The 3411-nt window shown below is 33.9% G+C and carries 3 protein-coding genes; 1 reads left to right on the forward strand and 2 read right to left on the reverse strand.

Annotated features, from left to right (window positions below; genetic code table 11):
- Positions 1 to 579, forward strand: a 579-nt coding sequence (locus VKY41_RS09800) for a sulfite exporter TauE/SafE family protein (RefSeq protein WP_500814271.1), incomplete at its 5' end; no start/stop codon positions are given.
- Between the two features lie 140 nt (positions 580 to 719).
- Here VKY41_RS09800 and VKY41_RS09805 read toward each other — a convergent pair.
- A complete protein-coding gene (locus tag VKY41_RS09805; protein WP_500814272.1) occupies positions 720 to 2723 on the reverse strand; it encodes a TonB-dependent receptor plug domain-containing protein in 2004 nt (667 codons plus the stop codon).
- 77 nt (positions 2724 to 2800) lie between these two features.
- Positions 2801 to 3411: hypothetical protein (locus VKY41_RS09810; protein WP_500814273.1), on the reverse strand; the 611-nt coding region annotated here is incomplete at its 5' end.

The following is a 3411-nucleotide window of genomic DNA, read 5'->3' on the forward strand; positions in this document are numbered from 1 at the left end:
TCCACCTATCATTTTGGACGATTACTGGCTTACAGCATTATAGGACTTGTATTTGGTCTTGTTGGGAAAGGTCTATATCTATTTGGAATCCAGCAGCAACTATCTATCGCAATTGGAGTTTTAATGATTGTAGTTATTCTAATTCCAACAAGAATTTTTAATAAATACAATTTTTCCAAACCCGTTTATAAAGTAATTTCAAAAGTGAAATCTGGTTTAGGACAAGCTTTAAAGAAAAAATCAGCCGACACCTTTTTAACCATTGGTTTTTTAAACGGATTCTTACCTTGTGGTTTGGTTTATATGGCCGTTTTTGGATCTCTAGCTTCGGCTAGTGCCTTGCAGGGAAGTTTGTATATGTTTTTATTTGGATTAGGAACAGTTCCGTTAATGACCTCTGCCATTTATTTAGGTAAATTTCTAAATGCTACTATTAAACAACGCATTCAAAAGGCCGTTCCCGTTTTTGTTGTTATTATTGGACTTCTATTTATTCTTCGTGGTTTGGGCTTAGGTATTCCTTACCTCTCTCCTGCTCCAATTGTTGAAATGGTTTCGGGTGAAATTGATTGCGATTAAAAAATCATCAATCAGAAATAAACAAAAATACCACTCTATTTCTTGGGTACAGTTCTTAAACCTTCATAAGATATTTTCCTATTCAAGACTTCAGAACTATAATCAATGATAAAATGGTTTTCTTATTTTAGAACATCATATTAAAACATGACATAGGAAACATTCATATAAAAATTTCGTCCTTGTCTAGGAATATTATTCCAATCTGCATAGGTTGAATAGTTAGTATCTAAAATGTTTTCAACGCCATACTTCAATATCATTTTATTTTCTTTGATATAGAAGATATTTCCTAAATTTAAGTTTAAAACAGCATAAGAAGCTGTTTCATTTTCACCATAATAACTACTATAATTTGTTTGATTACCATTACCATTTAGCTGTAAAGCTGCATTAAACTTGTCTCTAGAATAATTTACCTCAGCCAAATAAGAGAACGGCTTTATAAATGGCAAGTTTTCATTATTACTACCTTTTCCATAATTATATCCAACAGTTCCGTTAACCGAAAAGGCATCAGAAATTTGATAGGAAGAATTTACATAAAAATCGAAGATACTAGCGTGATCTAAAGCTTCATAAACTTTAACCCCTTCGGCACCAATAGTCATGGCACTTAAGGACTCATCCACTTCCCCAATAATATAATCGGTTAAATAAAAATAAGAGGTTTCAAAACCAATCTTAAACTTATTTAAATAATAATTAGCTGCCACATTCGCTTCTAAGGCTTTTTCATTGTTTAGATTTGGATTTCCTATATAATCGTAATTGTCAAAACTATTGAACAAAAAGAAACCGTATCCTTCACTTACAGAAGGTGCTCTTTCGCCATAACCAACACCAAAAGTTGCGTCGTACTTTTCCTTTTTCACTTTATAATCGGCCGAAAGACTCATTAAAAACCGATTTTTTGAATCGCTTAAACCTGGATAAAATATTTGTAAACTTTCCAAGCCAACTTCTTCGGCAATGGTATTGTTATGATAACCTAAACGTGTGGATGCCGAAATCGTTTTCTCATCCGTTAAAGCAAAAGCATCCTTTATATAAATCCCGGTGGACAAAGTTCGAATATCCGGCCAAGTGTACATAAACATTGCTGGCTGATTGGAATCGTTTGGATACATGGTCATTTCGGCTAGAGAACGGTTGTAAAACCCGTTTAAATTAACCAAAAGGCTGTGTTTGTTTTCTTGTAAGGTGGCTTTGGAATAAAATCCGTAGGTATCGCTCCAGCCCGGCATATCCATTCTAATGGGCACATCTGGTCTTTTGGAATCGTCCATAATATGAGTAATCGTATTAAAATACAGTTTAGATTCTAGAGATTTAATTCTTGTAGAGTCGTTTTTATAGGTGTGCGTTAAAGAGGTGATTAAAGCTTCGGCCAAGGAGACATCCATAGGCAAAGCAGGATAACCAACATCTGTGGCTTTATCGTAAATTATATTGGCATCTATTACATGAGTCTCAGAGAGTTTGAAGCCTCCTTGCAAAGACAAGTTATACTTTTGAAATTGAGAATAAAGTACTTCCTTGTTTCCTCCTGCATCATAATTATCCGATTTTCTAAAAATCCCATCTGCATTAACATAGAATTTATCTCCTGTGTATTCTAAATCCAAACCGACCGTTTTATAATTCCCATTGGTTTCGAAACCTAAATCGATTCCCGATTTAAATCTAGAACCATTAAATTTAGATTGTGGACGTTTTAAATCGATGCCACCTCCAACACAATGGCCATTTTCTGTACCTTCTTGCCCAGAACCAATACTTACTTTTTCTAGATTAGAAACATCTACATACGAAGTAATTGGATCCATTTTATCTGTACATGCTCCAAAAATCTGCATGCCATCTATGGTAACAACCAAACGTTGGCTATCCATGTTGTTTAAGGAAGGTTCCCAAGCGTAATTACCACGTTTAATCATGCTTATACGATTGGATTTCTCTAAATAATTATCAATACTGGACAAGGTTTTTTCTTGTCTATAATTACTTAATTTACGTTGCCCAATTAGGATTACTTCTTCTAATTGCGTGGTGTCTTTTTCTACTTTAGCCTCTTCCAATTCTTGTGCAAAAGTTATGGCACTAAAAAGAAGGGCAAGACAACATATGATGTATTTTTTCATGGGAAAATTTTTAGGAGATATTTAGACAGATTGATTAAAATCAACCTGCCTATAACATCTTAATAAGCTTTTTACAATTAAAATTCAAGCTCTAAATACAGACTGCTTTGTGGATGATCTTCTGCGACTGATTCACCTTTTAAAACCGTATCCATAGCGTCCAAAAGTTTTAAGTTTAAAACCCAGTAACCTGTCATGGTTAAAGAAAGATTTCCTTGATAAATACTTTCCGTACTTCTATAAGTTAAATCTGTGTTATTTGGCGAACCATGGTTCCCCATACCTGGCATTCTTGGATCTAAAGTGATGGTATAATTTTCAACCACTGGAAAAGACATCATGTTTTCCATTTTGTACAAACCAACCTTCATTGTATTTGTAGCAATTTTTGGAGTTTGTGGCTCTATTAAAGCCAACACGTATTTTACATTATCACTCCCCATAAAACTGGTTACGTTTTGGTTATAATGTTGCATAACAGCAATGGTTTCTGTTATATTATAATCCACGTTATCAATGGTGTAATTAAAGGTTAAAGACCACCCTGATCCATCTGGATTAGTCATTTGATAAATAACATTTCCTTGATATACAGTTTCTTTTCCAGGTACTTTTGTAATCATGGATTTTGGGCAAGAATGTTGCATGGTTTCCATTTGCATAACTGGCATCCAATTCATGCTATAAT

The organism is Xanthomarina sp. (genome assembly GCF_035306605.1).
In the GTDB taxonomy this organism is placed as follows: Bacteria; Bacteroidota; Bacteroidia; order Flavobacteriales; family Flavobacteriaceae; genus Xanthomarina.